We start from the raw sequence: 24,766 nt of genomic DNA on the forward strand, positions 1-24,766 counted from the left end.
TTGGAAATCGTTCGGTTTGCGAAAGCAATCAATGCCCGCGGGACGGGGCGTGCAGGTCGATCGAGCGAAGGATGGCGGCGATGGGGATCATCAGCGCGGCGATGATCGCAAGCGTCCCGAACACGTCGACATAGGCGAGTAGATCGACCTGCTGCTGCAAGGTCCTGCCGACCCAGGCGATCGCCTGCGAGGCGGCATCCGACGCGTTCGAGCCCTGCGCCTCAAAGAACCGCGTCATCGCGTCCACGCTCTGTTGATAGCCTAGGTCGGATGGCGCGAGATGTTCGATCAGCCGGCTCTGGTGAAATTGCTGGCGCTGGGCCAGAATCGTCTGCGCCAACGCAACGCCCATCGAGCCGCCGATATTGCGCGCGACGTTGATGAGCGCGGAGGTCTGGTTGGTCTTGTCCTGCGGCACGCCGTCGTAGGACGCCGTGGTCACCGGCAGGAACAGGAAGGGCAGACCGAGCGCGAGCATGATGCGCGCCATCGCCGCATAGCCGTAGGTAATGTCGCCGTTGAGCCCGGTGAGGTGCCACATCGCGATGGCGCAGATGGCCGCGCCGATCATGATGAGATATTTCGGCTGCACCATACCGATGAGACGCCCGACCACCGGCATCAGAATGAGCGTGGCGACGCCACCGGGCGACAAAGCGAGGCCCGCAAGCATCGCGGTGTAGTTCAACTCGGTTTGCAGGAGCTGCGGAATGAGCTGCGTCGTCGAGATCAGCACCGCGCCGGTGCCCAGCATCACCACGAAGCAGGCGCCGAACTGCCGCCGGCCGAGCAGGCGGATGTCGACGATGGGATCCTCGCGCGTCAATTCCCATGGGATCAGCGCGAGCAGGCAGAACGCAGCCAGGCCTGCAAAGGCAACGATCATGGTCGATCCGAACCAGTCGTTGCGCTGGCCCTCATCGAGCACGAATTCGAGCGAGCCCAATCCCACCGCAACGAGGATGAAGCCGACATAGTCGACGCGCAGGCCTTTCTTCAGGAGCTTCGTCCTCTCCTCTTCCGCGCCCGACGGCTCCCTGACCAGCGTACCGACCAGGAACAGCGAGACGAGCCCCATCGGCACGTTGATCAGGAACACCCAGTGCCAGGAATACGTGTCGGCGATCCAGCCGCCGAGCGTCGGGCCGATCACCGGCGCGACCACGACGGCCACGCCATAGATGGCGAACGCCTGCCCGCGCTTGTGCGGCGGAAAAGAGTCGGCAAGGATCGCCTGCTCGCTGGTCGCCATACCGCCACCGCCGAGCCCCTGCAAGATGCGGAACAGTACCAGAGCCTCGAGACTCCAGGCGAAGCCGCAGAGCAGCGATGCCGCCGAGAAAGTCGCAACGCATATCATGTAGAAGCGCTTGCGGCCGATCACGGTCGAGAGCCAGCCCGAGATCGACAGCACGATGGCATTGGCGACGAGGTAGCTCGTGACCACGTAGGTGCTCTCGTCGAGGCCGACCGCGAGCCCGCCGGCGATGTGGCGCAGCGAGACATTGGCGATTGTGGTATCGAGCACCTCCATGAAGGTGGCAATGGAGACGACGAAGGCGATCAGATAGGGACTGTGTCCGCCAGCCGCGGAACGCTCGGGCGACCAGCCGCCGGCCGCCGCGCCACCCTGCGTGATGTCGGTCATCGCACCCGGGTCCAGGGCACGACCGACATGCCCGGCCCCACCGGCAGATCGGCCGGCCAGCGGTCGACCACGATCTTCACGGGCACGCGCTGCACCACCTTAACGTAGTTGCCGGTCGCGTTCTCCGCCGGCAGCAGGCTGAATGCCGTACCGGAGCCCGGCTGCACCGAGTCCACGCGACCGGTGAGCTTGCGGTCGGGATAGGCATCGATGCGGATCTCGACGGGCTGCCCCGGCCGCATGTGCTTGAGCTGCGTTTCCTTGTAGTTGGCGACGATCCAGACGTCATCGGGCACGAACATCATCAGGCTCTGGCCCGGCGTGACGTAGGTGCCCTTGGCGCCGCTAAGTTTGACGACGCGCCCCGGCTGCGCTGCGAGCACGCTGGTGTAATCGACGTTCAGCCTGGCCTGATCGCGCTGCGCCTCCGATTGCTTCGCTTGCGCCTTCGCACCTTCGAGCTGCGCCTCAAGCGTCTTGATGCCGAGCTCGGCGCTGATCACCGCGGTCTTCGCACGCTCGGTGTTGGCCTGCTGCGCCTGAAGGTCGGAGTGGGTCTGCTGCGCGCGCTGGACGGTGCCGGCGCCCTTCTGGACGAGGTCCTGCGCCCGTGCGTCCTCTTCCTGCGCAAACTTAAGCTGCGCCTGGGCCTGATCGAGCTGGGCCTTGGCCTGGTTGATCTGCTCCTTCTGGGACTCGATTTGGGCCTCGACATTTCCAATATTGGCCTGTGACGCAGCGACCTGCGCCTCGGCCTGGTCGAGCGCGATCCGATAGTCGCGCTCATCGATCCTCGCCAACAGGTCGCCAGCATTGACGTGCTGGTTATCGGTGACGGGGACGTCCGCGACGTAGCCGGCGACCTTCGAGGCCACCGAAAAACTGCGCGCGGCGACGAAGGCATCGTCGGTCGATTCATAGTGGCGGATGTTCAGCCAGTAGACGAGGCCGGCCAAGAGCGCAGCAATCAGGACAAGGGCACCCGCGGACGCGAGCAGCCAATGCTCGCGCAGCCGGTCGCGGAGCGACGGCGTGCGCATCTCCGCACGCTCGCGGCCGGTGTTCGAGCCGTCCTTCGGCATTGATTGCTCCGCGGACGGTCCACGCTCGCGTGTTTGAGCATCCACGGTTGATTTCCTCAGTCAGTTCACATGCAAGGAAAGCTCGTTCGGCTCGTCACCCGAATAGCGCCGTCGCCCCGGCTTGACCGGGTACGCCGCGCCCCATCTGCGAAGCCGTGACTGTCTCTGGAATACTGGATCGCAGGTCAAGCCAGGCGATGGCACCGAGAGTGTAGCGAGCTCTCCCCTTGTAACCACGTCGAACCTGGGCGGCATCGAGCTGCCACGCGCGCCCTACGTGCGCACATTCAATGCGTTTTGCTCTCGTGCCACTTCTCCAGATCGGGCTTCGCCTCGCCCGACCTCTGTTCCTTCTCCGGATTGCCCTTCCAGGGCTTGTCCGTCTGTGCATGCGATCCCCAGTCGTTTTGCTGCCGGGGATCGTCCGTGGGCTTTTCCCTGCTCATCGGAAACTCCTGCTCGATAGTGCGACGAATGGCCTAGACAATCGGCACGCCATAATAGGCATTCAGCGCGCGGACCCTGGCGTCGTCGCTCCAATTCCATTCGGCCGCCTCGCCATAGTGCGGGGCATTGCGCAGCTCATTCGCGGTGATGCCGGTGACGTAGCCGCCGAGATCGGTGTCATACTTCAGCGACTGCCAGGGCAGCGGATAGTGATCGTTGCCGACCCCGAGGAACCCGCCAAAGCCGAGCACGGCGTAGGACACGCGGCCGCTCTTCTTGTCGATCATGACGCGCTCGATCGAACCGATCTTGTTGCGGTCGACGCCATAGACCGAAGTCCCTTCGACCTTGTCGCTTCCGATCAGCGTGCCTGTTTCGCTTTGATCCATCATGGTGAGATCTCCGTTGAGACTCGCTTTGCGGACCAACCAAGCCGCGAAGCGATCGTTCCGGCGCTCTCGCCACGTGTTCCCCGCTGCGGCCTGGAACAACGCTGAAAAGCCGCGGTTCTCCCACTTGATTGCACGAAAACGGGAGCCGTGAGACATGAGTGACTTCCGCGACATCCAACATGGCGTCAACGATCCCGTCGGCGGCGTCGACGTGAAGCGGCGAATCAACAACAACGAAACCCCGCATGAGAGGGCGCAGCGCTACGCTGACGTGCGCGCGATGCCGAGCGCGCAAGGCGGTGAGCCGTTCCTGCCCGAAGGGCTGCGGCGGCGGCCGACCAAGCCGCTCAACCCGCGCACCGGCCGCAATCCGACCGACTAGCGGGACGTTGGAACAAGCGCTCAAACCGAATGTTGATCGCCACACAACACCAGCGCGGCGACCGCGTCCTGTACGCCGCCAAGTCGGAGGATGAGGAATCATGAGATGCACATTGATTGCACTCGGCTGCTGCCTGCTCGCAGGCCCCGTGCTCGCGCAATCAATCGGCGAGAAGAGCGGGGTGAATTCGGTGCTCGGCGTGGCTCCCGCCACGGCCGATTTCGTCAAGGAAGTTGCGATCAGCGACATGTTCGAAATCGAATCAAGCAAGCTCGCCGAGCAGAAGGGCAACGCGCAGGAGAAGTCCTTCGCCCAGCAAATGGTGAGCGATCACACCAAAACCTCGACGGAGCTGAAGCAATTGGTTGGCAGCGGCAAGGTCCAGGCGACGGCGCCGACGGCACTCGACAGTTCGCACCAGAACAAGCTCGACAAGCTCAAGGATGCATCGGGCAAGGATTTCAGCTCGGATTACGACTCCTATCAGCTCAGTGCACACAAGGACGCGGTATCGCTGTTCGAGCGCTATGCCAATGGCGGCGACAATCCTGAGCTGAAGAACTGGGCCGGCAAGACGCTGCCAGCGTTGAAGCACCATCTCGACATGGCGCAGGAACTCGGCAAGGCGCCCAGCGTCGGCCAGTCCAGCAAGTAAGAACGCTGCGCCGCATTGCGGATGCCGGCAGCCCTGACCTGTCGGCATCCCATCACTTCCCAGCAACGATGCCTCTGTCCGCGCGTTGAGGGTGAAACCGGCGGAGAGAGCCGCAGGCAATCGATATCGCGCAGACACGTCGTCCAGGCGGCGGGCACAACACTTGCCGCAGGTTCGCTGCCACCCGCAACAGCGAAAGGAGACGAGCACATGGCCGAAGAAAAACTCATCGACCCGACATCACGCTACCCGAAACCGCCCTTCAAAAAGCAGTCGCAGGCCTGGCCGGGCCTTGCGAGCCAGATGAACCCGCGACCCGACCACGGCGAAACCAGCTATAAGGGCTCAGGCCGGCTCGCCGGGCGTAAGGCGCTGATTACCGGTGGCGATTCCGGAATGGGTCGCGCGGCGGCGATTGCCTATGCGCGCGAAGGCGCCGATGTCGCCATCAACTACGTGCCGAGTGAGGAGCCGGACGCACAGGACGTCCTCGCGCTGATCAAGAAGGAGGGCCGCGTGGGTCTCGCCATTCCCGGCGACCTTCGGAGCGAGACGTTCTGCAGGGAGCTCGTCGAACGCACGGTGCAGGGTCTCGGCGGCCTCGACATCCTCGTCTGCAATGCGGCGCGGCAGCAGGCGCACGAGTCGATCATCGATGTCTCCTCAGAGGATTTCGACGCGACGATGAAGACCAATATCTACGCGCCGTTCTGGATCATCAAGGCGGCGCTGCCGCATCTGAAACCGGGGGCCTGCATCATCGGCACCACGTCGGAACAGGCCTACGATCCCTCGCCCGATCTCTACGACTATGCGCAGACCAAGGCGGCGACGATGAACTACGTCAAGTCGCTGGCAAAGCAGCTTGGTCCGCGCGGTATCCGCGTCAACGGCGTTGCGCCCGGCCCGGTCTGGACACCGCTTCAGGTCTCCGGGGGCGCCTCGATGGAGAAGCTGGAACGATTTGGCGGCCAGACGCCGATGGGGCGTCCGGGGCAGCCGGCGGAACTCGCGTCAATCTACGTGCAGCTTGCCGCCGCGGACGCGAGCTACGCTACGGGGCAGGTCTATGGTTCGGCGGGCGGATCCGGGCAGCCTTAAAGGCCACGAGATGCGGAACTTCGCTCGTATCCCCGCTTTACAAGCCTGACACGGAGCACCCTCGCCGACCAAACAACGATGGCACTCGTCACAGTCAAGCCGACCCGGATCGACATCGCGATCGCCGATGAAATCGCCACTTATGCCAACCCGGGCATGGAAGAGGCTGCCCAGGCGCTCACGTGGGGCGCCGACGAGCACGTGCTGCTCGCCCTCGCCACCGCCGGCTGGCTCTACGCCTGGACGCGACGTCCCGCGGCGCGACCGATCGCCAATCACGTACTTGCGGTGTCGCTCGTGACGGCAGTGCTGCCGCATATCCTGAAATCGATTTTCGACCAGACGAGGCCTGACCGGCTGACCGTCCGCGGCCATCGGCGCGGCATTCCGATATCGGGGAAATCGCGCGACGCCTTTCCGTCCGGACATGCCGTTCATATGGGTGCGCTTGCCTCTGCAGCTGGCCTGTTGCCGCGCGGTCCGCGCCGCGCATTGCGCACCGTTGCCGTCGGACTGTCGCTGACGCGCATCGTGCTGCTGGCGCATTGGGCGAGCGACGTGGTGGCGGGCTTTGCGCTCGGCGCCGCGGTCGAGCGGCTGTTGAGACCGCGCGTACTCGTGCGGCGCAAAGCGCGGAGACGGCCGTGACCGAGCAAATCCTACGCTTCGTTGCGGGGGGCCTGATCGTCTCAGCCTTCGCGGTCCTGAGCGACATGCTGCGCCCCAAGAGCTTTGCCGGCCTGCTCGGCGCCGCGCCCTCGGTCGCGCTGGCGACGCTCGGCATTGCCGTCGCCCAGCACGGCGCGGCCTATGCCGCGGCCGAAAGCTGGACGATGATCTATGGCGCCGTTGCGCTCGCCTGCTACAGCTTCGTCGTGTGCCAATTGCTGATGCGATGGCACATGGCGGCGCTGTCGGCCACGATCGTCTCCTTCGTCGTCTGGCTCGCCGTCGCGTTCAGCCTGCTGGCGAGCTTCGGAGGATCCTCGTGATGCCCGTCAAGCTGTCGCCGTCGTCCCTGAAGCAGACGCATTGGTACGAATATCTCATCCGCTTCGTGCTCGGGGGGATCGCGACTGTTCTGGCCGGTTTCATCGGCAAGCAATTCGGCACGTCGGTGGGCGGCCTGTTCCTCGCGCTTCCCGCGATCTTCTGTGCCAGCGCCACGCTGATCGATCGCCACGAACGCCGCAAGAAGGAGAAGGCTGCTCTGAACGGAGAAAGGCGCGGCCGGCAGGCTGCCGCGCTCGATGCCGCAGGCGCCGGGTTGGGAAGCATCGGCCTCGCCGCCTTCGCAGCCGTGTTCTACCTCACCGTTTTGGCAAGCGTTGCAGCGGCCTTTGCAGTCGCGCTGCTCGTGTGGGGAGCCGTCGCCGTGTCGATGTGGTGGCTACGTCGCAAGCTGCGCGTCGTGCACCATCATCCGCAGCAAGGGGACGCATCGGCCAACCGGCTAGCGTCGTAGCGACAGAAACTCGTGCATCTCGGCCGCGGTCTGCAACTGCTCGATCCGGGCTGCGATCAGATCGCGCAGCCGTCCAACCGGCGCTCTTGCAAGCTCGTCTTCGAGCCGAAGTCTTTGCTGTTCGAGCCGTTGCTCGAATGTGTGGGGATCAGAACGTTTCCGTTTCCGCATCGCGACCTCGTGGGGGTTGCAGGGCCGGGCTATTGGCCCAGCGATCGAGTTGCTCAATCACCCTCCGATGACTCGGCCGGCGCGGCTCCGGCGCCTCCGGCTCTTCGGATAGTTTGCGCGGCAGTCTGACCTGATTGGGCATGGCTCTCTCCAGTTCTTGGAGCGATTTTCTGGTTCAACATGGACCTTCGTAGCCACTTCCACAATTACATAAGTTATTGATTTTATGTGATAATTTCACTCATTTGGCCAACTTTGAGGAGTCGGCGGAACCCGCGCCGAATTGGTTCGTTGAGTAACCTACTCACCTTGCCAACTTTGAGTGGCCAACCATGAACGATCTTCGCGCCGAGCGACTGCAAGTCATGCTCTCGCCAGAAGAACTCAGTGCAGTCGACGATTTCCGCTTCCGCCACCGCATGCCGACACGTGCCGCTGCGGTGCGCGAACTTCTCAAGCTTGGGCTCGCCAGTGACGGCATCGACGGGCTGGCGGGCGTCAAGTCGAGCGACTATGGCGTGTTCGGTCGCGGCCCCGAGGGCCACACGCCGGACGCTTCCGACGGCAACGCAGAGGATTGATCGCGATACGAGAGCACAAAAGCAAACGACCCCGGCACGGGGTGCCAGGGCCGTCCTTGGAGATTGCTTACGGCCCACCGGGGGTATGAAGCCGAAGCAATCCACTTACGCGTCCGAGATGGATTCGTTCCTCGGAATTTCAACCGGTCGGCGGCGTGCCGGAATCATCAGGAGTCATGCCCGAGCCCGGCGTCTTGCTCCCATCACTCAGTTCGGGATCGCGCGTTGCTTCCTTCGACGGCGACCCCTTCGCGCCGGATTTATGCACGGTCTGCGCGCGCTGCTTGTCGCGCGGCTGTTCCTCCGCGCGCTTGTCGCGAACGACGCCTTGATTGTGCTGCGTCATGTCTGTGCTTCTCGCTGTCGTCTCTGTTCAAGACGCTTACGCGCCGCAGCCCCAATGGTTCCGGTGCGTCAGCGGGGATCAGGGAAGTCAAGCGCGCCTAGCTGCGCGCGTGCTGTGCGGCGGCCGGCGACGAGTGCGCCAAATGGACTTGCCGCAGCGTCGTCAGGGTCGCGAAGGTCGCGGAGATGCCAAACGCCATGATGAGGGCGAACAGTGCCAGACGGGGAGCCATTGCAATCCTCCTGCTGGAAATGAACGAACGCGATGAGTACCGACTATGTCTCCGGATTATCGTCAGTTGGTCGCGCATCGTTTGTGAGCGATCTCACCCGAGGGCTCACGAACGCGAGAGCGGCTATGATGTCGGCTTCTTTTGCGGCACGCATTGGGCGACTGGCGGGATTTCGCCATCGAGCCAATCCTGCTCCTCCGCGAGCGCCGTCCAGGCTTCCGCCATCCGCTGGTAGCGCTTGTAGGTGGGTTGCCCTTCGGCCCGCTCCGCAAGATGCAGGCAGTTTTCGGCGTTTTCCCTGAAGATATCCGATTGCTTCATATCGAAACAGGTGGGGGGCGGAGCTGCGCTGCGCAACCGCCCTAACCGGATCGTAATGTCGCGGGAACTTCGGCTTGGGCCCGCCATTGACGGTCCATGCGCATGATCGTCGCCACTGTCCTGTTGCTGATGAGCACCGCTGTACTCGCCGACAATAGCGGCGAACGAACGTGGGCAGGGCACGATTCCGCGCGCACGCCGACCGCAACCGACGTCATCAGCGGTCTCTATGCGTTCGGGCGCTTCCAGCAGGGCCTGCTCGAGAGCGCCGATCTCAGGGGCAATCAGGAGGTCAAGACCCTCGCGACCGCGCGAGCCGAGGATGCGGCCAAGCGCGACAAGGCGCTAAAACAGATCCAGCAGGCGATCGGCGCCGAGCCGAACGTTCGCAAGGCCTCGACAGCGGGTGCCGCACTCACCGGCCCCGGCGATGAAGGCCCGGCCTATGTCAGGCAATTCTACGCGGCGCAGGTCGCCGAGTATGAAGAGGCCGTCGCCCTGCTCGAGCGCTATCTGCAAGCGCCCGACAATGATGCGCTCGGCGCCTTCGCGCGGGAACAGTTGCCGGTCCTCCGATCGCAGCTCAGGGACGCTGCGCGCACGCTGGCCGACAAGTAGGCTCAGCGTTCGGGATGATGCTGCTCGCTCTCCGGCTTCACGGTGCGATTGCTCTCCGGCATCTTGTCCCTGCCCTGATCGCCATTGTCGTCCCGCCCGCCCGAAGTGGAGGTGCCGCTGCCGCTCCGGCTCGGCCGCGTCGCAGCTCCCGTCGTCGGTGCGGAGCCAGGCGTCGCCGAACTTGCCGCCGGGTCTCCCGTGACGGCCCCGCGGCCGCTCGGCTCGCCGTTCTGCGCATGGGATACACCGCCCAGCAGCAAGATCACCGCGGCGACCAGGGTTACGATTTTCATAACAAGCTCCTTCGCTTTGCAGGCTAACCGGGAGCTGCATGCTCCGTTCCGAGCCAAACCGCGTCCCAGCCGTTCCGCGCGCGGAACACCGCAACAAGAAAAATTCCTGCCCCGCTTGGAACCCCCTTCCGTGGCGCGCGTTAACTCGACCGGGCTGAGCGAGCCAGGTTCCGGTTTTTCCTGCTCCAACGTTGGAGCTTGATTTGGAATTGCGCTGACGTTCTATTTCCAACACTGCGTATTTGCTTTGGATTCGGCGACGCACCTGCGGGGGGAATGACATGAGCGACCTCGATCCCGGACCGGCTTCGGCGTCCGGCCGTCGCCTCCCCAAACGAAAAGCGAATGGCAGTCCGGAAGCCGATTCCCGGCAGGAATTACTGCTTGCACTGCAAGCGATGCGCAGCGGCGATTTTTCCGTGCGCATGAGCGGCGACTATCTGGGTATCGACGGCAAGATCGCCGACACCTTCAACGAGATCATCGCCGCCAACCAGCGTATGGCGCAGCAGCTCGAGCTGGTCGGCCAAGTTGTGGGTCGTGAGGGCAAGACGCGGCAGCGCGTGAAGTTCGGGCTCGCCTCCGGCTCGTGGGCCGACATGGAAGGCTCGGTCAACACGCTGATCGACGATCTCCTGTGGCCGACGCGTGAGGTGACGCGCGCGGTCGCGGCCGTGGCACAGGGCGACCTCTTGCAAACCGTCAAGCTCGACGTTGACGGCCGCCCCCTGCGCGGCGAATTTTTGCAGTCGGCGACCATCGTCAACACCATGATCAAGCAGCTCGGCGTGTTCACCTCCGAGGTGACGCGCGTGGCGCGCGAGGTCGGCACCGAAGGCAAGCTCGGCGGCCAGGCGCAGGTGCCGGAAGTGACCGGCGTCTGGAAGGATTTGACCGAGAGCGTCAACTCGATGGCGAACAACCTGACCAACCAGGTGCGCAATATCGCCGAGGTGACGATCGCGGTGGCCAACGGCGACTTGTCGAAGAAGATCACCGTGGACGTTCGCGGCGAGATTCTTCAGCTCAAGGAAGCCATCAACACGATGGTGGACCAGCTTCGCTCTTTTGCCTCGGAAGTGACGCGCGTGGCGCGCGAGGTCGGCACCGACGGCAAGCTCGGCGGCCAAGCCATCGTGCCGGGCGTCGCCGGCACCTGGAAGGACCTCACCGACTCCGTCAATGCGATGTGCGGCAATCTGACCGCACAAGTGCGCAACATCGCCAACGTGACCACGGCGGTGGCGCGCGGCGACCTCTCCCGCAAGATCACCGTGGACGTCCGCGGCGAAATCCTCGAGCTCAAGGACACCATTAACACCATGGTGGACCAGCTCAACTCGTTTGCTTCTGAAGTGACACGCGTGGCGCGCGAGGTCGGCACCGAAGGCAAGCTCGGCGGCCAGGCGCAAGTGCCTGGTGTGGCCGGCACCTGGAAGGATCTCACCGACAACGTCAACTTCATGGCCTCGAACCTGACGGCGCAGGTCCGCAACATCGCCGACGTCGCGACCGCGATCGCGAGCGGCGACCTCTCCAAGAAGATCACGGTGAACGTGTCGGGCGAGATCCTTCAGCTCAAGGAAACGCTCAACACCATGGTCGACCAGCTCAACGCGTTTGCCGGCGAAGTGACGCGCGTGGCGCGCGAAGTCGGTACCGAAGGGCGGCTCGGCGGCCAGGCCAACGTGCTCGGTGTCGCCGGTACCTGGAAGGACCTGACGGAGAGCGTCAACTCGATGGCGTCGAACCTGACCGCGCAGGTTCGTAACATTGCCGAGGTGACGACGGCCGTCGCAGGCGGCGATCTCTCGAAGAAGATCACCGTGGACGTGCGCGGCGAGATCCTGGAACTGAAAGACACCATCAACACCATGGTGGACCAGCTCAACGCCTTCGCCGGCGAAGTCACGCGCGTGGCGCGCGAGGTCGGCACGGAAGGCAAGCTCGGCGGTCAGGCCCAGGTGCGTGGCGTCGCCGGCACCTGGAAGGACTTGACCGACTCGGTCAACTCGATGGCCTCGAACCTGACCGGCCAGGTCCGCAACATCGCCGAGGTCGCAACCGCTGTGGCCAAGGGCGACCTGTCGAAGAAGATCACCGTGAACGTGTCGGGCGAGATCCTTCAACTCAAGGAAACGCTCAACACCATGGTCGATCAGCTCAACGCCTTCGCTGGAGAAGTGACGCGTGTCGCGCGCGAGGTCGGCACCGAAGGCAAGCTCGGCGGCCAGGCCGAGGTGCCCGGCGTCGCCGGCACCTGGAAGGATCTCACAGACTCCGTGAACTCCATGGCGGGCAACCTCACCGCCCAGGTCCGCAACATCGCCGAAGTCGCAACCGCCATCGCCGGCGGCGACTTGTCGCGAAAAATTACCGTCGACGTGCGCGGCGAGATCCTGCAGCTCAAGGATACGCTGAACACGATGGTCGACCAGCTCAACCGCTTCGCGGGTGAGGTGACGCGCGTGGCGCGCGAGGTCGGCACCGAAGGCCGTCTCGGCGGCCAGGCCAACGTGCCCGGCGTCGCCGGTACCTGGAAGGATCTCACCGATAGCGTGAACTCGATGGCGGGCAACCTCACCGCCCAGGTCCGCAACATCGCCGAGGTTACGACCGCCGTGGCGCGTGGCGACTTGTCCCGCAAGATCACCGTGGACGTGCGCGGCGAAATCCTCGAGCTGAAAAACACCATCAACACCATGGTGGACCAGCTCAATGCCTTCGCATCGGAAGTGACGCGCGTCGCGCGCGAGGTTGGCACCGAAGGCAAGCTCGGCGGCCAGGCGCAAGTGCCTGAAGTCGCCGGCACCTGGAAGGACCTCACCGACAACGTCAACTTCATGGCCTCGAACCTGACCGCGCAGGTCCGCAACATCGCCGAGGTGGCGACCGCGATCGCGGGCGGAGACCTGTCGAAGAAGATCACGGTGGACGTCCGCGGCGAGATCCTGCTGCTCAAGGATACGCTGAACACGATGGTCGAGCAGCTCCGCTCCTTCGCCGCCGAGGTGACGCGCGTGGCGCGCGAGGTCGGCACCGAGGGGCGGCTCGGCGGTCAGGCGGTGGTGCCCGGCGTCGGCGGCACCTGGAAGGACCTCACCGACAACGTCAACCTGCTCGCCGCAAACCTCACCACGCAGGTGCGCAACATCGCCGAAGTCACGACCGCCGTGGCGCGCGGCGACCTCTCCCGCAAGATCACGGTCGATGTGAAGGGCGAAATCCTCGAGTTGAAGAACACCATCAACACCATGGTGGACCAGCTCAACGCCTTCGCCGGCGAAGTCACGCGCGTTGCGCGCGAGGTCGGCACCGAAGGCAAGCTCGGCGGCCAGGCCCAGGTGCCCGGTGTCGCCGGCACCTGGAAGGATCTCACCGACACCGTGAATTTCATGGCGGCGAACCTCACCGAGCAGGTGCGCGGCATCGTCAAGGTCGTGACTGCGGTCGCGAACGGCGACCTCAAGCAGAACCTCACCGTGAAGTCGAAGGGCGAGGTCGCGGCACTCGCCGACACCATCAACAACATGACCGAGACGCTCGCGACCTTCGCCGATCAGGTGACGTCGGTGGCGCGTGAGGTCGGCGTGGAGGGCCGGCTCGGCGGCCAGGCCAACGTGCCGGGCGCCGCCGGCACCTGGAAGGACCTCACCGGCAACGTCAACCTGCTGGCGGCGAATCTCACCTCGCAGGTGCGCGCCATCGCGGAGGTCGCGACCGCCGTCACCAAGGGCGACCTGACGCGGTCGATCCAGGTCGATGCCCGCGGCGAGGTCGCGGAGTTGAAAGACAACATCAACACAATGATCACCAACCTGCGTCTCACGACGGACGTGAACACCGAGCAGGATTGGCTGAAGACGAACCTCGCCAAATTCACCAACATGCTTCAGGGCCAGCGCGACCTCACTACCGTCGGCCGTCTGCTGCTCTCCGAGCTGTCGCCGCTAGTGAACGCCCATGCCGGCGTGATCTACCAGATCGAGAACGAGGACAGCCCGCAGCTCCGCCTGCTTGCCTCCTATGCCGGCGACGGCGCCTATCCCTATCCGCAGGTGCTGCAATTCGGTGATGGCCTCGCCGGGCAATGTGCCCTCGACAAGCGCCCGCGCGTGGTCGCGGAGATCCCCGCCGACGTGGTGCCGGTCAACTCGGCGCTGCTGCGCGTCGTGCCGAAGAACCTGGTCGTACTGCCCGTGCTGTTCGAGAGCCAGGTGAAGGCGGTGATCGAGCTCGCCTCGCTCGCCTCATTCACCACCTCGCAAATGACTTTCCTGGAACAGCTCACAGACTCCATCGGCATCGTGCTCAACTCGATCGAGGCGACGATGCAGACCGAAGGCCTGCTCAAGCAGTCGCAACAGCTCGCAGGCGAGCTCCAGGCCCAGCAGCGCGAATTGCAGCAGACCAACGAGCAGCTCGAGCAGAAGGCGCAGCAGCTCGCCGAGCGCAACGTGGAGGTCGAACGCAAGAACCAGGAGATCGAACAGGCCCGCCGCGCGCTGGAGGAAAAAGCGACCGAGCTGGCGCTGACCTCGAAGTACAAGTCCGAATTCCTCGCCAATATGAGCCACGAACTGCGCACGCCGCTGAATTCGATCCTGATCCTTGGCCAGCAGCTTACCGACAATCCGGATGGCAATCTCTCGGCCAAGCAGGTCGAGTTCGCGCGCACGATCCACGGCGCCGGCACCGACCTGTTGAACCTGATCAGCGACATTCTCGATCTTTCCAAGATCGAGTCCGGCACGGTGACCGTCGACGCCGAGGAAATCTTGACCGCGAACCTGTTGGAAACCGTCGGACGTCCGTTCCGGCACGAGGCCGAGAACCGCAACCTGTCCTTCAACATCGAGGTCGATCCGAACCTCGCCCGCAGCATCGTCACCGACTCCAAGCGGCTGCAGCAGGTGTTGAAGAACCTGTTGTCGAACGCCTTCAAATTCACGGCCGAAGGCGGCGTGCGGCTGAAGGTCGCCGGCGCGCTCGGCGGCTGGACGCCGGATCACCCCGTGCTCAATGCTGTGCCGGCAGTGATCGCGTTCGAGGTCTCCGATACCGGTATCGGCATTCCCCTGGAGAAGCAGAAGCTGATCTTCGAGGCCTTCCAGCAGGCCGACGCCGGCACCAGCCGCAAATATGGCGGCACCGGCCTTGGGCTCGCCATCAGCCGCGAACTCGCAAGCCTGCTCGGCGGCGAGATCCACCTGCGCAGCGCGACCGGCAAGGGCTCCACCTTCACGTTGTACCTGCCGCTCAAATACTCGGGACCGACACTGGCGTCACGGTCCGCGCCCGCGGCCAACCAGCCGCCCGCGCTCCAAACGCAGGCGACTGCGCCCGAGCGCGTCATCGAGCAACTGCCTGACGACCGGCTCAATCTCGAACCGGGGGATACCATCCTGCTGATCGTCGAGGACGATCCGCATTACGCTCGCGTGCTGGTCGATCTTGCCCGCGACAAGGGGTTCAAGGTGCTGGTCGCCGCACGCGGCGCCGAGGCTCTCGAACTCGCCAAGCAATACCAGCCGACGGCGGTGTCGCTCGACGTGTTCTTGCCGGACATGCTGGGCTGGACTGTGCTGAGCCAGCTCAAGCACAATCCGCTGACCCGCCACATCCCCGTGCAGATCATCACGCTGGACGAGGACCGCCAGCACGCGCTCGCCCGCGGCGCCTTCTCCTTCGTCAACAAGCCGACCACGACCGAGGGCGTTTCCGCAGCGCTGAGCCAGATCAAGGAATATGCAAGGCCCCGGCGCAAGCGGCTCCTCATCGTTGAGGACAACGAGGCGGAGCAGCTCTCGATCCGCGAGCTGCTGCATCACGACGACATCGAGATCGTGGCGACCGACACCGGTGCCGGCGCGCTCTCGACGCTGCGCGAATCGCGCTGGGATTGCGTGGTGCTGGACCTGCGTCTGCCGGACATGAGCGGCTTCGAGGTGCTGGACCAAATTCGCAGCGACGAGGCGCTGTCGAACATTCCGGTCGTGGTCTTCACCGGCCGAGAGCTCTCGGCGGAAGAGGATGCTGAGCTCCACACCATGGCGCGCAGCATCGTGGTCAAGGGCGTGGAGTCACCCGAACGCCTGCTCGACGAGACCGCGCTGTTCCTGCACCGGGTGATCACCGAATTGCCAACCGAAAAGCAGCGCATGCTCGAGAAGCTGAACAGTTCCGACGAGGACCTCATCGGCAAGACCGCGCTGCTCGTCGACGACGATGCCCGCAACATCTTCGCGCTGTCGAGCGTCTTGGAACGGCGCGGCATGAAGGTGCTGACCGCCACGACAGGCCGCGAGGCGGTGACGCTGGTGGAGTCCAATCCGGAGATCGCGATCGTGCTGATGGACATCATGATGCCGCAGATGGATGGCTATCAGACCATCGGCGTCATCCGGGAGAACCCGGCCTTTTTGCGACTGCCGATCATCGCGCTGACCGCGAAGGCGATGAAGGGCGACCGGGAGAAATGTCTGGAAGCGGGTGCTTCTGACTACCTCGCCAAACCCGTCAACACCGATCAATTGCTGCTTGCGATCCGCATGTGGCTGCATCGCTGAGTGGAATCCGAGTATGGACCACGAAAAGGTCAACATCCTCCTCGTCGACGACCAGCCGGCCAAGCTGCTCGCCTATGAGGTGATCCTCAAGGACCTCGGCGAGAACCTCGTGATCGCCTCCTCCGGCCGCGAGGCGCTGGAAATCTTGCTGAAGAGCGAGATCGCGGTGATCCTGGTCGACGTCTGCATGCCCGAACTCGACGGCTTCGAGCTCGCGGCGATGATCCGCGAGCATCCGCGCTTCCAGAAGATTGCGATGATCTTCATCTCGGCAATCCAGGTCTCCGACATCGACCGCCTGCGCGGTTACGAGATGGGCGCGGTCGACTACGTTCCGGTGCCGGTCGTGCCGGAGGTGCTGCGCGCCAAGATCAAAGTGTTCGCCGAGCTCTATCGCAAGACGCGCGAGCTCGAGCGGCTGAACCAGGAGTTGGAGGATCGCGTTCGCGCACGCACCGCCGAGCTCGAAAGCTCGACCGCCAAGCTGCTCGAGAGCGAGCAGCGGCGCAGCATGGCGATCGCCGCCGGCAAGATGGGATCCTGGGACTGGGACTGGATCAACGGCGACTGGATGTGGGACGAAGGCCAGTATCGCATCTTCGGCGTTGCACCCGAGACATTCAACGTCACCTCGGCCAGCGTGCAGGCGCTGCTGCACCCCGATGACGTCGATCAGTTCCGCAAGGCGATCGCCGAATTCAACACGGGCACGCGTGCCTATGAAGCCGAATTCCGCATTCAGCGGCCGGACGGCGAAGTCCGCTGGTGCGTCGGAACGGCGGCGGCGACGCTGGACGGAAATGGTCGCGTTGTGCGGGTGAGCGGCGTCACCGTCGACATCACCGAGCGCAAGCGCGCCGAGGAGCGCCAGAATCTGCTCGCTCGCGAAGTCGATCACCGCGCCAAGAACGCCCTGGCGCTCGCGCAATCAATCGTCCGGCTGACCCGTGCCGACGACGTCAAGACCTACGTCAATGCCGTCGAAGGACGTATCAATGCGCTGGCGCGCGTGCACACCATCCTGTCGCTGTCGAGCTGGCAAGGTGCCGAGATCAACAAGCTGATCGAGGAGGAGCTCGCGCCCTATTCGCTCGGCGGCCAGATCCGTCTGTCGGGTCCCGAAGTGCAGCTCGTGCCTGCGACCGCGCAAACGCTGGCGCTGGCGCTGCACGAGCTGTTCACCAATTCGGCCAAATACGGCGCGCTGTCGACGCGGTCCGGCCGGCTTGCGATCGGTTGGGAGGTGAGTGGCGAGATGCTCGCGCTGACCTGGGAGGAATCCGGGGGGCCGCTGGTCAGGCAGCCAAAGGCTCGCGGCTTCGGCACCAAGAGCCTGCTCGCGAGCGTCGAGTCCCAGCTCGGCGGACAGGCGCAATTCGATTGGCGTGCCGAGGGTCTTTTGTGCCGCCTCGAAGTGCCGCTGACGCGGAAGGCTCTGCCGGCGGCCGAACAATTCGACGCTGCGATCGCCGGCGAATTGCAGCGCGCCTCTGGCTAGCGCCCGGCGCGCACCCTCACCGCCTGCATCTGCAGCGGCGCATCCGCGATGCGGCCCTCGAGCCAGGCTTCGCTGCGCTCCAGATCGCGCAGGGCCATCGCATAGCTTCGGGCGGCGCGCTGCTCCGCACCACGCGGCAACGTGCGCGCCTTGCGCAGCATTTCCGCAGCCGCGTTGCGATAGGCAAGGGAGCGGTACAGAAAGATCACCTTTCCCATGATCGAGCTTTCCTTGTCGTTGCTTCAGTCCCAATCCTCTCAGACCTCGCATGAACGCCACCTGAAGATCGCGCACATGAATATTTGTTCAGGAAGCTGAAGCTAAGGTGTTCGAGGAACTCTCGATGATCCGGGGCGTTTCTCGGAATGATTGTCGAGGGCGACGATGCGAATGCGAAAATCGCCACGTTTGGTTTCGACGGCAGCCGCCATCACGCTGATGACGCAGGCGATGATGGGCGCGGCGCTCGGGCTCATTTTCGGTCTCACGCTCGTGCTCATCAATCCTGCCGTTGCGGCGCTGCTCAGGAGTGGCGGAAGCCCGACCATTTTCGTGTTCGTCATCACACTCGTGACGAGCTTTGCAATCGGCGCAACACTAACAGGCGCCGTGTTCGTCCTGATGGACGACAAGGATTCTTGAAGCGCGTGTGGGCGCATGCAACACGTGCGCGGGAACTCTCGTGCCCGATCGCTGTTGGCTCCCTGCGTCAATTCAACTCAAGGGAGTTCCGCGCATGAAGAAGACCCAGCTCGCCTTTGCCATGATCCTGGCAGCCGGCCTCGCCGTCGCGCCATTCGCCGCTGAAGCCAAAACTCACAAGAAGCATCATTCGTCAGCGACCTCGTCGCAGACCACAACTGGTGCAAACATGAAGTCGAGCGGCGGAGGAGCCGCCAATCCGTCGAGCCAGGGCAATGTCGGCCCCGGCACCAATCAGGCCGGCAGCATGCCCAGCAAGTGAGCGCATTCACCCCGAGAAAGCCCCGCCCGTCGCGGGGCTCTTTCTTTAAGATTGCCACCATCGCACTCTTAGCTGGCGCCACATCGTCGGCGCCCTTTGAGCGCGTCGCGCCCGATGCGGCGCAGATCGTCGATCGAGCAGCGGCCCATCCGGATCATCTGTAGAATCGCGGCGCGCTCGCGCGCGGCCGTCTCGGATGTGAGGATATCTGCGCAGACCTCGTCAAGCGTCGGCGCAGCAGGATCGTCGTTTTGGTGTCCGACATCGGAAGCCTACGGCACGTTGCGTAACGTACCCGATTCAGCCGCGTCGGATGTCAGGCATGTCAAGGCCGGATTGAGGGGCGCGCTGCGCCTTGCGGTCCGCACTTCGCGAGCGCTTCTACCATCGCGCGCTTGCGTGCGATCGAGAGCTGAGCTGCGGCATCGTCGAGGCCGGCACGCTGCAACTGGCGGATGGCCGACCCAAGTTCGAGAATCTCGGCGCGCAGTTTCAGAATCCGGTACGCGTCCGGGTCCTCATCCACGGCAAGCCCCCGGTTTCACCGGCGCACGGCCATGCGGGCCGCTTTGTGACCGTTCTGCTTGGGATCGTTCTTGATGTTCGCGCGGTGGCTCACCCACTCGCCGCTATTGAGCAGGAGATCGCCGCCGCCGGCCGCCTTCCAGTCGGTGATCAGCTGCTTTACGTCCTGGCGCAATCCGAGCAATCGAAGCGCGCTTTCACTGCAGTCGCGATCGCGGTTGAGGAGGTCGCGCACCGACGCCTCAAGGTCGATCATCTCTGACCTTAACGCGCTGATTTTACGACGAATTTCATTAATTCTGTTGTCCATGGCTTGTTAGAACAAAATAAGAACATATAGTCAAGTCACGATTCAGGGATGGAGAGTGCAAATGCAAGTGGAAGGTAAATACGACGCCAAGGATTTCCTCGCCGCGCAGATGACACGGGCCCAGGTCCTGCGGCTGAGGCGGCTGAGCCAGGAGGCCTATCAGCCCGGCCAGTATGCGAGGGACCTCAGCTTCGACGAGGCAGCAAAGCGCATCCAGGCGCTGGAGGCCGAGATCGAGCTTGCCAATTCGTTCTGACCTGCCGCATCACTTCCGCGCAAAGGCTTCCTTGAGGAAGCAGAGCCCGTCATAGGTGAGCCGCGCCTCGCTGGTCTCGCCTCTGGCGATCTCCGCTTCGAGGAAGGTCTCGAGCTCAGGCAGCGCGCGTTCGAACTTGTCGCGCGCGCCCATCATCTCGCAGGTCTCGCGGATGCGTTCGATCGGCTTGTCGAGGATGTTGATCGTGACCATGGCGGTTAATCCGCACCGCTGCCAGTCCGTTCCGCGCGCGATGATTTTGTTCTTTGGCGCGCGACAGCCGCCCGCGCCCACGCGCCACACGGCGTTGCCGCGATCAGCAGCGCGCCGGATGGTCGATTGCAATTTCAACCAGCGCCTCCTGACGGAGCCAGGATCGGTGATCGTCACGCAGAGGCCTCTCGCCAAACATCACAAGAAGGATGTCGCGCACGCTTGCACCACCGCCCTTCCCACACCGCGTGTCGTGTCGGCATGCGGGACGGAACCATGCAAGTTCGGAACGGTTCTGTCCTTGAAGGGAGGACGCTCATGGCACGCAAAGCAAAGAAGCGGCGCTATTCGAAGAGCTCCGGCAAGGATGTCGAAAGCGAGATGCGCCGCTACAAGAAGGGCACGGCCAAGAGCGGTCGTGGCGGACGTGGTGGACGCGTGAAGAGCCGGAAGCAGGCGATCGCGATCGGCCTGTCGAAGGCGCGCAAGAAGGGCAAGAAGGTCCCGAAGAAGACATCGAAGCGGAAGGGCTCGAAGAAAAAGTCGAAGAAGCGCTCCCGGTGAGACCAGATTGGGCGCGCGCGAAGATCTCGTGCGCCGCCCAATGTCGATGGCTAGCCGCGTCAGATCTTGGCCGTCAGATCATGGTGCCGGGCATGAAGCAGCGGATTGAAATGCCGAACGCAGTCTTTACCGGCCACACCATGGTGCGCCCGGCTCGGTTGGGCTCGGTGATGACGGCCTCATCGGGCACCTCGACCCACTGGCCGTCGATGCGGACGCGATAGTGGCCCCCGTAGGATTCCCAATCGGGGTCGGCGAGCGCCACGCCGTCGGCATCGGAGCAACACGGACCGAGGTGGCTGCGCAGGCTGTCGAACCATGGCTTGAGCGGCGAATCCGAATAGCGTCCGTCGTCACGACCCAGCGCGCTTTGAGTGCAAAGCACAAGCGCAACGAGCAGCAACACGCTCCTGCCGAAGGCCTTCAATCGATCCATCGTTGGCACCGATCCCTGACGAGGTTTCCGGTTCCACAAAAGCGGCGCCCCACTGAGAGTTCCGCTGATGCAACCGTCTCTCGCCCGCCGAACCGCAAAAGGCGACTCGCGACCGCCTTGAGTTAATGTTGATTTTTGGGCCGAACCCTGTCCGCAACAGATCCGTTAACGCGAATGTTATCGGGGGCCGCCGGATTATCCCTCAATCAGCGGATTTCGCCGCTGACCGCGACCATGTGGAACGCGGCCAATCTTCGAATGAAACTCGCTCCGTTCCCGAAACGGTTGTAGGCGGCAGGTGTTGACCAGTCGTGTGAAGACAACGGAGACAGCACATGAACTGGAAACGATTGGCCGCAGCCGCAGTCCTCACCACCGCCATGGCGGCGCCAGCACTGGCGCAGGAGCCTCACGCGCGATCGATGAGCGCAAGGCACCATGGACAGGTCTACTACCATGAGGGTTCAGGCTTCTGGCCGGGCGACGTAGCCGCAGGCGTGGTCGGCGGCGCGATCGGAACGGCTGGCGCGATTGCGACCGCACCGTTCCGCGGCGGGTACTGCGAACCCGGCATGACCTATATCGGCCCGGACGGCTTGCGACACCGTTGTTAGCAAGTCGGCCTGACGTGAGAGAGGCGGCCGTCAGGCCGCCTCTCTTTGTGCGTGATGTTTTCTTTGTTTAAGCGAGCGGCACGGCGACGAACTTGGTCGCGTCGGCACTCTTCACCTGCAGCAGCACGCTACGCTTGCCAGCGGATTTCGCCTGCTTCAGCTCGGCACGGACGTCGTCGATGCTGGCGACGGCCTTGCCGCCGACATTGAGGATGACGTCGCCGGTCTGGATGCCGCGGCTTGCCGCTGGGCCTTCCGGATCAACGGAGGTGACGACAACACCCGTCCTGCCAGCGCCCTGCACGTCGCCGGCCGGAGCGAGGCTGAGGCCGAGACGCGGCGTGCCGGCGGTCGGCTGACCTTCGTCCGCCTTGTCTTTCGCCGTCGCCTGACGCTCGTTCGGGAGCTCGCCGAGGTTCACGCTCACGGTCTTGCTCTCGCCCCTGCGCCAGATGTCGAGCTTTACCGCGCTGCCCGGCGCTATCGTGCCGATGGTACGGGCGAGATCGCGGGAGTCCTTGATCGCGGTGCCGTTGACGGCGGTGATGACGTCACCGGCCTCGATGCCTGCCTTGGACGCCGGGCTGTTGTCCTGCGGGGTGTCGACGATCGCGCCGCGCGCTTCCTTCAGCCCGAGGCTTTCGGCGATATCGGCTGTCACCGGCTGCACCTGGACACCGAGCCAGCCACGCGTGACCGAGCCCTTGTCCTTGAGCTGGGCAACGACGAGCTTTGCCGTGTTGGCCGGGATGTCGAAGCCGATGCCGACTGAGCCGCCGGATGGCGAGAAGATCGCAGTGTTCACGCCGATGACGTTGCCGTTCATGTCGAAGGCGGGACCGCCGGAATTGCCCTTGTTGATGGGGGCGTCGATCTGGATGTAGTCGTCATAGGGGCCGGCGCCGATGTCGCGGCCGTTGGCCGAGACGATGCCCGCCGTCACCGTGCCGCCGAGGCCAAACGGATTGCCGACGGCAACCACCCAGTCGCCGATCCGCGGACGCTGCTCGGAGAATTTCACGAACGGAAAGTCCTTCTTGCCGTCGACTTTGATCAGCGCGAGGTCGGTCTTCGGATCGGTGCCGGCGACCTTGGCAGTGTAGATCGTGCCGTCGTCCGCCGTCACCTGTACGGATTGGGCGTGGTCGACGACGTGATTGTTCGTCACAGCATAGCCGTCGGCCGAGATGAAGAAGCCCGAGCCTTCGCCGGTAATCACGCGGTGGCGTTGCGGCATGCCGTTGGGCATTTGCTGCATGCCCTTCGGCAGGCGGAAGCCGAACTCCTTCGGAAGCTGGTCGAACGGCGAATCCTCATCCGAATCCATCCGGTTCTGCTGCAACATCGCGCTCTTGTCGTCGGCCTGGTCGATCTTGACGCGCACCGAGATCACGGCAGGCTTCACCTTGGCCACCAGGTCGGCAAAGCCGGGCGGAGTCGGCGTCGTCTCGGCAGCGAGCGCGGGCGAGGTGAAGGAGGCGCCGTTGAACGGCGAATATCCGCCCGGAGCTACGGCAAGCGCGGCAATACCGAGCGCGGCCACAGTGCCGAGCAGCGCGAGGCGCCGGGGTTTCAGGATCGCACGAGGCTTAGTGACATGTGGATTTGCCGAATTGGGATTGATGTGATCGTTCATGTCGAAATGTCCATGTTGAATGAGCAGTCGCCTTGCTTCCAAAATTGGCAACACAACATTACGACGTCCCGTCCACGCGATTAATTCTTGGCAAAGAAGGCTGCGACGTGCCGCCACGGGTGACGGCGTTTGATGCAGGTCAAGGCATTCTCCGCGATCGGTGAAAAATTACGGCCATGATCTCCGCCGGAGGCGCCGCCATGATCAAAGACATTCTCGTCCACATCCCGACCGAACGCGCCATGCGCCCGGTCATCGACGGCGCAGTGTCGCTCGCAGCCGGCTTCAACGCCCATCTCGACGCGGTCTCGGTCGGCTATGTCGCAACCAGCACGGCTTATGTGATGGAAGGCGGCGCGGCGGTGGCCGCCGTCTTCGAGATGGAGCGCGAACGTGCGATGGAGCGCGCCGAGACGGCGCTCACGGTATTCGGGATGGAAGCCGGGCATGCCGGTATTTCCTATAGCTGCCAGCCGGTCGGCGCGATCCTGGCTGATGCGATCGACATGGTCGGCGCGATGGCACGGCTGCACGACCTCAGCGTCGTGCTGCAGCCCGATGCAGATCAAGGATCCTTCGACAGCGATCTGCCACAGGAGATCTTGTTCCAGGCGGGCGGGCCGGTGCTGTTCCTGCCGCATATCTTCCGCGGCACCTTCAAGACGCGGCGGATCGGCATCGCCTGGGATGGCAGCCGCGTCGCGGCGCGCGCGTTGCGCGACGCGATGCCGTTCCTGTCGCGGGCCGAAGACATCGTCATCATGACGGTGAACGAGGCCACATCGGCGCCCGGCACGGCCCCGGCGGATCAGCTCGCAAGACATCTGGCACGGCTCGGGCTGGAAGCTCGGATCATCAGCCTGTCGGCGAGCCGCGCCGACATTCAGCCGACCATCCTGTCACTCGCGGCCGACGAGAGCCTCGATCTCCTGGTGATGGGCGGCTACGGCCATTCGCGCTTACAGGAGCGCGTGCTGGGCGGCGTCACGCGCGCAATGCTGCAAACGATGACCGTCCCGACGCTGATGTCGCATTAGTGCGCGCGCCGCGCGCTTACGCGGCGGCGGTGCGCGGCCACTCGGGCGCGGCATCGTCAGCGGCTTGCGTATTGCAGGCGTCGAAGTGAGCTTTCAGCTCCGCTTCGGCGAGATGTTCGAAATGCTCGGCCTGGCCGAGAAGATCCCAGCTCTGCAGGGGTCGATATGCCGCTTGCTGACGGCACAAGGACGCCAGAGCACGGTATCGACGAACGTTCTCCATGAGAATCTCCCTCCACGTTCACGCCCAGCTTATTTCGCCGGTTTGCGTCACGGACATTGCACTCGTGCGAAACATTTGCTGCGCGGGCCACTCACTCACTGAAGAGTTAACGTGGACGTCAGCCCGATCGCTTTGCCTTGGGTCAAACTTCGGAAAGATTTCGCCATCAGCCAGTACGCATCATGCC

32 protein-coding genes are annotated in these 24,766 nt (G+C 64.0%); 16 read left to right on the plus strand and 16 right to left on the minus strand.

What is annotated here, in order from left to right; translation table 11 throughout:
* Positions 1 to 28: 28 nt before the first annotated feature.
* From QA640_RS31795 to QA640_RS31810, 4 genes are all read right to left on the minus strand, one after another.
* Positions 29 to 1,648 carry a DHA2 family efflux MFS transporter permease subunit gene (locus QA640_RS31795; protein WP_283036781.1) on the minus strand — a complete coding sequence of 540 codons (1,620 nt, stop codon included), beginning with the start codon at positions 1,646 to 1,648 and terminating at the stop codon, positions 29 to 31.
* Complete coding sequence (locus tag QA640_RS31800) at positions 1,645 to 2,775, minus strand: HlyD family secretion protein (protein WP_283036782.1); 1,131 nt, start codon at positions 2,773 to 2,775, stop codon at positions 1,645 to 1,647. The genes QA640_RS31795 and QA640_RS31800 overlap by 4 nt, the downstream gene beginning before the upstream one ends.
* A gap of 242 nt (positions 2,776 to 3,017) precedes the next feature.
* Positions 3,018 to 3,176 carry a hypothetical protein gene (locus QA640_RS31805; RefSeq protein ID WP_283036784.1) on the minus strand — a complete coding sequence of 53 codons (159 nt, stop codon included), beginning with the start codon at positions 3,174 to 3,176 and terminating at the stop codon, positions 3,018 to 3,020.
* Between the two features lie 33 nt (positions 3,177 to 3,209).
* A complete protein-coding gene (locus tag QA640_RS31810) occupies positions 3,210 to 3,569 on the minus strand; it encodes a PRC-barrel domain-containing protein (protein WP_283036785.1) in 360 nt (119 codons plus the stop codon).
* A gap of 154 nt (positions 3,570 to 3,723) precedes the next feature.
* Between QA640_RS31810 and QA640_RS31815 the strand changes: the two genes are divergently transcribed.
* From QA640_RS31815 to QA640_RS31840, 6 genes are all read left to right on the plus strand, one after another.
* A complete protein-coding gene (locus QA640_RS31815; protein WP_283036786.1) occupies positions 3,724 to 3,951 on the plus strand; it encodes a hypothetical protein in 228 nt (75 codons plus the stop codon).
* 100 nt (positions 3,952 to 4,051) lie between these two features.
* Positions 4,052 to 4,606 carry a DUF4142 domain-containing protein gene (locus tag QA640_RS31820; RefSeq protein WP_283036787.1) on the plus strand — a complete coding sequence of 185 codons (555 nt, stop codon included), beginning with the start codon at positions 4,052 to 4,054 and terminating at the stop codon, positions 4,604 to 4,606.
* A 210-nt stretch (positions 4,607 to 4,816) separates the two neighbouring features.
* Positions 4,817 to 5,707, plus strand: a complete 891-nt coding sequence (locus QA640_RS31825; RefSeq protein WP_283036788.1) for an SDR family oxidoreductase — start codon at positions 4,817 to 4,819, stop codon at positions 5,705 to 5,707.
* Positions 5,708 to 5,785: 78 nt separating this feature from the next.
* On the plus strand, positions 5,786 to 6,355 hold the full coding sequence (locus tag QA640_RS31830; RefSeq protein WP_283036789.1) for a phosphatase PAP2 family protein: 570 nt from the start codon (positions 5,786 to 5,788) through the stop codon (positions 6,353 to 6,355).
* Positions 6,352 to 6,699 (plus strand): DUF3147 family protein, encoded by a 348-nt coding sequence (locus QA640_RS31835; RefSeq protein WP_283036790.1) that lies wholly within the window; start codon positions 6,352 to 6,354, stop codon positions 6,697 to 6,699. The genes QA640_RS31830 and QA640_RS31835 overlap by 4 nt, the downstream gene beginning before the upstream one ends.
* Entirely contained in the window at positions 6,699 to 7,172 is a 474-nt protein-coding gene (locus tag QA640_RS31840) for a DUF3147 family protein (protein ID WP_283036791.1), read from the plus strand. Before QA640_RS31835 ends, QA640_RS31840 begins: the two co-directional genes overlap by 1 nt.
* Here the strand turns inward: QA640_RS31840 and QA640_RS31845 are convergent.
* The gene (locus QA640_RS31845; protein WP_283036792.1) at positions 7,161 to 7,343 is read right to left on the minus strand and encodes a hypothetical protein; all 183 of its coding nucleotides are present in this window, start codon (positions 7,341 to 7,343) and stop codon (positions 7,161 to 7,163) included. The two genes, QA640_RS31840 and QA640_RS31845, sit on opposite strands and share 12 nt — an antisense overlap.
* 332 nt (positions 7,344 to 7,675) lie before the next feature.
* Here QA640_RS31845 and QA640_RS31850 point away from each other — a divergent pair, with 332 nt between their 5' ends.
* Positions 7,676 to 7,924 (plus strand): hypothetical protein, encoded by a 249-nt coding sequence (locus tag QA640_RS31850; protein WP_283036793.1) that lies wholly within the window; start codon positions 7,676 to 7,678, stop codon positions 7,922 to 7,924.
* Positions 7,925 to 8,063: 139 nt separating this feature from the next.
* On the opposite strand, the gene QA640_RS31855 is transcribed toward QA640_RS31850, so the two are convergent.
* From QA640_RS31855 to QA640_RS31865, 3 genes are all read right to left on the minus strand, one after another.
* Entirely contained in the window at positions 8,064 to 8,270 is a 207-nt protein-coding gene (locus QA640_RS31855) for a hypothetical protein (RefSeq protein ID WP_283036794.1), read from the minus strand.
* Between the two features lie 97 nt (positions 8,271 to 8,367).
* Positions 8,368 to 8,502 (minus strand): hypothetical protein, encoded by a 135-nt coding sequence (locus QA640_RS31860; protein WP_283036795.1) that lies wholly within the window; start codon positions 8,500 to 8,502, stop codon positions 8,368 to 8,370.
* A gap of 123 nt (positions 8,503 to 8,625) precedes the next feature.
* Positions 8,626 to 8,823, minus strand: a complete 198-nt coding sequence (locus QA640_RS31865) for a hypothetical protein (RefSeq protein WP_283036796.1) — start codon at positions 8,821 to 8,823, stop codon at positions 8,626 to 8,628.
* 96 nt (positions 8,824 to 8,919) lie between these two features.
* Between QA640_RS31865 and QA640_RS31870 the strand changes: the two genes are divergently transcribed.
* Entirely contained in the window at positions 8,920 to 9,441 is a 522-nt protein-coding gene (locus tag QA640_RS31870) for a DUF4142 domain-containing protein (RefSeq protein WP_283036797.1), read from the plus strand.
* Positions 9,442 to 9,443: 2 nt separating this feature from the next.
* On the opposite strand, the gene QA640_RS31875 is transcribed toward QA640_RS31870, so the two are convergent.
* The gene (locus QA640_RS31875; RefSeq protein ID WP_283036798.1) at positions 9,444 to 9,734 is read right to left on the minus strand and encodes a hypothetical protein; all 291 of its coding nucleotides are present in this window, start codon (positions 9,732 to 9,734) and stop codon (positions 9,444 to 9,446) included.
* Positions 9,735 to 10,015: 281 nt separating this feature from the next.
* Between QA640_RS31875 and QA640_RS31880 the strand changes: the two genes are divergently transcribed.
* Positions 10,016 to 16,303, plus strand: a complete 6,288-nt coding sequence (locus QA640_RS31880; RefSeq protein WP_283036799.1) for a HAMP domain-containing protein — start codon at positions 10,016 to 10,018, stop codon at positions 16,301 to 16,303.
* A gap of 13 nt (positions 16,304 to 16,316) precedes the next feature.
* Positions 16,317 to 17,801 carry an HWE histidine kinase domain-containing protein gene (locus QA640_RS31885; RefSeq protein WP_283036800.1) on the plus strand — a complete coding sequence of 495 codons (1,485 nt, stop codon included), beginning with the start codon at positions 16,317 to 16,319 and terminating at the stop codon, positions 17,799 to 17,801.
* Here QA640_RS31885 and QA640_RS31890 read toward each other — a convergent pair.
* Complete coding sequence (locus tag QA640_RS31890) at positions 17,798 to 18,019, minus strand: hypothetical protein (protein ID WP_283036801.1); 222 nt, start codon at positions 18,017 to 18,019, stop codon at positions 17,798 to 17,800. The two genes, QA640_RS31885 and QA640_RS31890, sit on opposite strands and share 4 nt — an antisense overlap.
* A gap of 166 nt (positions 18,020 to 18,185) precedes the next feature.
* Between QA640_RS31890 and QA640_RS31895 the strand changes: the two genes are divergently transcribed.
* Together QA640_RS31895 and QA640_RS31900 are read left to right on the plus strand one after the other, a co-directional pair.
* Positions 18,186 to 18,443: a hypothetical protein gene (locus tag QA640_RS31895; protein ID WP_283036802.1), complete on the plus strand. Its 258-nt coding sequence runs from the start codon at positions 18,186 to 18,188 to the stop codon at positions 18,441 to 18,443.
* A 94-nt stretch (positions 18,444 to 18,537) separates the two neighbouring features.
* Positions 18,538 to 18,765 (plus strand): hypothetical protein, encoded by a 228-nt coding sequence (locus tag QA640_RS31900; RefSeq protein WP_283036803.1) that lies wholly within the window; start codon positions 18,538 to 18,540, stop codon positions 18,763 to 18,765.
* A gap of 325 nt (positions 18,766 to 19,090) precedes the next feature.
* Here QA640_RS31900 and QA640_RS31905 read toward each other — a convergent pair whose 3' ends face one another.
* Both QA640_RS31905 and QA640_RS31910 read right to left on the minus strand, forming a co-directional pair.
* Positions 19,091 to 19,291, minus strand: a complete 201-nt coding sequence (locus QA640_RS31905; RefSeq protein ID WP_283036804.1) for a hypothetical protein — start codon at positions 19,289 to 19,291, stop codon at positions 19,091 to 19,093.
* 15 nt (positions 19,292 to 19,306) lie between these two features.
* Entirely contained in the window at positions 19,307 to 19,546 is a 240-nt protein-coding gene (locus tag QA640_RS31910; RefSeq protein WP_283036805.1) for a hypothetical protein, read from the minus strand.
* Positions 19,547 to 19,661: 115 nt separating this feature from the next.
* Here QA640_RS31910 and QA640_RS31915 point away from each other — a divergent pair, with 115 nt between their 5' ends.
* Positions 19,662 to 19,856, plus strand: a complete 195-nt coding sequence (locus QA640_RS31915) for a DUF3072 domain-containing protein (protein WP_283036806.1) — start codon at positions 19,662 to 19,664, stop codon at positions 19,854 to 19,856.
* 9 nt (positions 19,857 to 19,865) lie between these two features.
* On the opposite strand, the gene QA640_RS31920 is transcribed toward QA640_RS31915, so the two are convergent.
* A complete protein-coding gene (locus tag QA640_RS31920; protein WP_283036807.1) occupies positions 19,866 to 20,207 on the minus strand; it encodes a hypothetical protein in 342 nt (113 codons plus the stop codon).
* Between the two features lie 180 nt (positions 20,208 to 20,387).
* On the opposite strand from QA640_RS31920, the gene QA640_RS31925 reads away from it, so the two are divergent.
* Positions 20,388 to 20,633: a DUF6496 domain-containing protein gene (locus tag QA640_RS31925; protein WP_283036808.1), complete on the plus strand. Its 246-nt coding sequence runs from the start codon at positions 20,388 to 20,390 to the stop codon at positions 20,631 to 20,633.
* Positions 20,634 to 20,706: 73 nt separating this feature from the next.
* Here the strand turns inward: QA640_RS31925 and QA640_RS31930 are convergent, their stop codons facing one another.
* Positions 20,707 to 21,069 (minus strand): hypothetical protein, encoded by a 363-nt coding sequence (locus tag QA640_RS31930; protein WP_283036809.1) that lies wholly within the window; start codon positions 21,067 to 21,069, stop codon positions 20,707 to 20,709.
* A 335-nt stretch (positions 21,070 to 21,404) separates the two neighbouring features.
* Between QA640_RS31930 and QA640_RS31935 the strand changes: the two genes are divergently transcribed.
* Positions 21,405 to 21,683, plus strand: coding sequence for a hypothetical protein (locus tag QA640_RS31935; RefSeq protein ID WP_084801502.1), 279 nt, complete (start codon positions 21,405 to 21,407; stop codon positions 21,681 to 21,683).
* A gap of 67 nt (positions 21,684 to 21,750) precedes the next feature.
* Here the strand turns inward: QA640_RS31935 and QA640_RS31940 are convergent, their stop codons facing one another.
* On the minus strand, positions 21,751 to 23,319 hold the full coding sequence (locus tag QA640_RS31940; RefSeq protein ID WP_283036810.1) for a Do family serine endopeptidase: 1,569 nt from the start codon (positions 23,317 to 23,319) through the stop codon (positions 21,751 to 21,753).
* 200 nt (positions 23,320 to 23,519) lie between these two features.
* Here QA640_RS31940 and QA640_RS31945 point away from each other — a divergent pair, with 200 nt between their 5' ends.
* On the plus strand, positions 23,520 to 24,356 hold the full coding sequence (locus QA640_RS31945; protein ID WP_283036811.1) for a universal stress protein: 837 nt from the start codon (positions 23,520 to 23,522) through the stop codon (positions 24,354 to 24,356).
* A 16-nt stretch (positions 24,357 to 24,372) separates the two neighbouring features.
* Here QA640_RS31945 and QA640_RS31950 read toward each other — a convergent pair whose 3' ends face one another.
* Entirely contained in the window at positions 24,373 to 24,579 is a 207-nt protein-coding gene (locus tag QA640_RS31950; protein WP_283036812.1) for a hypothetical protein, read from the minus strand.
* Positions 24,580 to 24,766: the final 187 nt, after the last annotated feature.

Source organism: Bradyrhizobium sp. CB82, assembly GCF_029714405.1.
In the GTDB taxonomy this organism is placed as follows: domain Bacteria; phylum Pseudomonadota; class Alphaproteobacteria; order Rhizobiales; family Xanthobacteraceae; genus Bradyrhizobium.

Coding starts and splice junctions, on each gene's coding strand:
- QA640_RS31950 (WP_283036812.1), bottom strand. CDS start 24,579: ATGGAGAACGTTCGTCGATACCGTGCTCTGGCGTCCTTGTGCCGTCAG.
- QA640_RS31860 (WP_283036795.1), bottom strand. CDS start 8,502: ATGGCTCCCCGTCTGGCACTGTTCGCCCTCATCATGGCGTTTGGCATC.
- QA640_RS31855 (WP_283036794.1), bottom strand. CDS start 8,270: ATGACGCAGCACAATCAAGGCGTCGTTCGCGACAAGCGCGCGGAGGAA.
- QA640_RS31840 (WP_283036791.1), top strand. CDS start 6,699: ATGCCCGTCAAGCTGTCGCCGTCGTCCCTGAAGCAGACGCATTGGTAC.
- QA640_RS31945 (WP_283036811.1), top strand. CDS start 23,520: ATGATCAAAGACATTCTCGTCCACATCCCGACCGAACGCGCCATGCGC.
- QA640_RS31890 (WP_283036801.1), bottom strand. CDS start 18,019: ATGGGAAAGGTGATCTTTCTGTACCGCTCCCTTGCCTATCGCAACGCG.
- QA640_RS31820 (WP_283036787.1), top strand. CDS start 4,052: ATGAGATGCACATTGATTGCACTCGGCTGCTGCCTGCTCGCAGGCCCC.
- QA640_RS31865 (WP_283036796.1), bottom strand. CDS start 8,823: ATGAAGCAATCGGATATCTTCAGGGAAAACGCCGAAAACTGCCTGCAT.
- QA640_RS31875 (WP_283036798.1), bottom strand. CDS start 9,734: ATGAAAATCGTAACCCTGGTCGCCGCGGTGATCTTGCTGCTGGGCGGT.
- QA640_RS31870 (WP_283036797.1), top strand. CDS start 8,920: ATGCGCATGATCGTCGCCACTGTCCTGTTGCTGATGAGCACCGCTGTA.
- QA640_RS31805 (WP_283036784.1), bottom strand. CDS start 3,176: ATGAGCAGGGAAAAGCCCACGGACGATCCCCGGCAGCAAAACGACTGG.
- QA640_RS31915 (WP_283036806.1), top strand. CDS start 19,662: ATGCAAGTGGAAGGTAAATACGACGCCAAGGATTTCCTCGCCGCGCAG.
- QA640_RS31930 (WP_283036809.1), bottom strand. CDS start 21,069: ATGGATCGATTGAAGGCCTTCGGCAGGAGCGTGTTGCTGCTCGTTGCG.
- QA640_RS31830 (WP_283036789.1), top strand. CDS start 5,786: ATGGCACTCGTCACAGTCAAGCCGACCCGGATCGACATCGCGATCGCC.
- QA640_RS31925 (WP_283036808.1), top strand. CDS start 20,388: ATGGCACGCAAAGCAAAGAAGCGGCGCTATTCGAAGAGCTCCGGCAAG.
- QA640_RS31940 (WP_283036810.1), bottom strand. CDS start 23,319: ATGAACGATCACATCAATCCCAATTCGGCAAATCCACATGTCACTAAG.
- QA640_RS31845 (WP_283036792.1), bottom strand. CDS start 7,343: ATGCGGAAACGGAAACGTTCTGATCCCCACACATTCGAGCAACGGCTC.
- QA640_RS31895 (WP_283036802.1), top strand. CDS start 18,186: ATGCGAATGCGAAAATCGCCACGTTTGGTTTCGACGGCAGCCGCCATC.
- QA640_RS31910 (WP_283036805.1), bottom strand. CDS start 19,546: ATGATCGACCTTGAGGCGTCGGTGCGCGACCTCCTCAACCGCGATCGC.
- QA640_RS31885 (WP_283036800.1), top strand. CDS start 16,317: ATGGACCACGAAAAGGTCAACATCCTCCTCGTCGACGACCAGCCGGCC.
- QA640_RS31935 (WP_084801502.1), top strand. CDS start 21,405: ATGAACTGGAAACGATTGGCCGCAGCCGCAGTCCTCACCACCGCCATG.
- QA640_RS31900 (WP_283036803.1), top strand. CDS start 18,538: ATGAAGAAGACCCAGCTCGCCTTTGCCATGATCCTGGCAGCCGGCCTC.
- QA640_RS31795 (WP_283036781.1), bottom strand. CDS start 1,648: ATGACCGACATCACGCAGGGTGGCGCGGCGGCCGGCGGCTGGTCGCCC.
- QA640_RS31880 (WP_283036799.1), top strand. CDS start 10,016: ATGAGCGACCTCGATCCCGGACCGGCTTCGGCGTCCGGCCGTCGCCTC.
- QA640_RS31825 (WP_283036788.1), top strand. CDS start 4,817: ATGGCCGAAGAAAAACTCATCGACCCGACATCACGCTACCCGAAACCG.
- QA640_RS31810 (WP_283036785.1), bottom strand. CDS start 3,569: ATGATGGATCAAAGCGAAACAGGCACGCTGATCGGAAGCGACAAGGTC.
- QA640_RS31850 (WP_283036793.1), top strand. CDS start 7,676: ATGAACGATCTTCGCGCCGAGCGACTGCAAGTCATGCTCTCGCCAGAA.
- QA640_RS31815 (WP_283036786.1), top strand. CDS start 3,724: ATGAGTGACTTCCGCGACATCCAACATGGCGTCAACGATCCCGTCGGC.